The 1664-nt window shown below is 33.0% G+C and carries 1 protein-coding gene; it reads left to right on the forward strand.

Features of this window, described 5'->3' with window-relative positions; genetic code table 11:
- Nucleotides 1-220 precede the first annotated feature (220 nt).
- Nucleotides 221-1664 (forward strand): glycosyltransferase family 2 protein (locus A7589_RS22225; protein WP_108189022.1); only part of this gene is annotated, 1444 nt, incomplete at its 3' end.

Below are 1664 nucleotides of genomic sequence, written 5' to 3' on the forward strand. Positions count from 1 at the left end.
AGTTGGAGTCATTACCGATTGGGTCTTGGATGATGCTTATCGAGATGAAGAAAAGTTAACGGATGAGTTATGGAAAAAATATTGGTCAGCGGAGAATATACAGTTCACTCATGATTTTATAAAAAATGAAAAAGGGATGTTTTTTGCGACTACTTATGGAAGAAAATCTACTTCGTAATATTATTGAGTATCATTCAAATTATAAAGGAGAATATAAGAAGTGAGTTTAAAATTAGGAAATGCTTACTTTAGAGATGGACAATACAAACTTGCCATACAAGAGTATAAAAAAATATCAAAAGATAGCCCTTTGTACCCATACGCTATATTAAATATTGAAAGAATTGAAAGTTTAGGATTCGATTGCAAAGAACAAGAATCTGAAATTAATGATGCCCCTCTGTTATCAATTATAATGCCAGTATTTAATGTTGGGCCTTATCTTGACGCTAGTATACTATCAGTTCTATCCCAAACCTTAGTTGATTTTGAGTTAATTATTATCAATGATGCTTCAACAGATGATGGAAAACGTATCATTGAAATGTATGAAAATATTGATTCAAGAATAAAATTTATTGATCTACGTTTCAACACTCTTGGTGGCGCAGGTATACCTAGTAACATTGGCATCAATGCAGCTAAAGGTAAATATATCGGTTTTGTTGATAGCGATGACTGGGTGTCGAAAGATGCTTTCGAAAAATTAGTTACTACGGCAGAAAAATTTAATGCTGAATTGGTCATTGGAGACTTTAATACTTTTGATCAGGAAACCAGACTTGTTAGCCCAGCTTATGATAAGGAAAGGTGGAAAGGCATACCTGTCGAAACTATAATATCTGGAGTAACCACACCACAACTATTTAGGTTATCCCCAGTCCCCTGGCGAAAATTATATCTTACGAAATTTATTAAGAGTAATGGTATAGAGTACCCTGAAGGAGATTATTTTTATGAGGATAATCCTTTGCATTGGTTTGTGTTATCTAGTGCAGAACGTGTTGTAATGGTTGATCATATCATTAGTTACCATCGTATGGCCCGCGAAGGGCAAACAATGAGTTCAGCTCTATATAAATTAGCGGCCCTTGCATCACATCTTAATACAATTTCTAATTTTCTCTTAAAAAAAACAGTAAAGCATCAAGTTTTATTCGATGAATTTTATGACTTCTGTTATAGAACTGATTGGATTACTACTCGTCAACCAGATTTAATAACAAAAAATATAATTAGATCTCGCTTATCTGATATCTATAAAAAAACGAAAAAAATAATTAAGCCGGACAATGTTAGGGATAACTTTAATAATAGATTTGCTGAATATGCTAATTCTTATCCTGATTTAGACCTGACAGTTGTCATACCTGCATATAACTGTGAAGACCTAATTGCTGAAAGCATTGAATCAGTTCTAAAAATATCAGATATAAAATTCAATATTATAATTATTGATGATGGTTCAAATGATAACACACAAACAATTTGCCAGGATTATGCGGGAAAATATACTAATGTAGTTTATTATCATCAAGCCAATAAAGGCGCTGGGCGGGCAAGAAACTCAGTAATTCCGCTATGTACAGGGAAGTATACTTATTTTCTTGATGCGGATGATGTTATTAATGCTAAATCATTAGAGCATGCGGTCAAGAAAGCAA

It is taken from the genome of Escherichia sp. MOD1-EC6475 (assembly GCF_003046645.1).
In the GTDB taxonomy this organism is placed as follows: Bacteria; Pseudomonadota; Gammaproteobacteria; order Enterobacterales; family Enterobacteriaceae; genus Escherichia; species Escherichia ruysiae.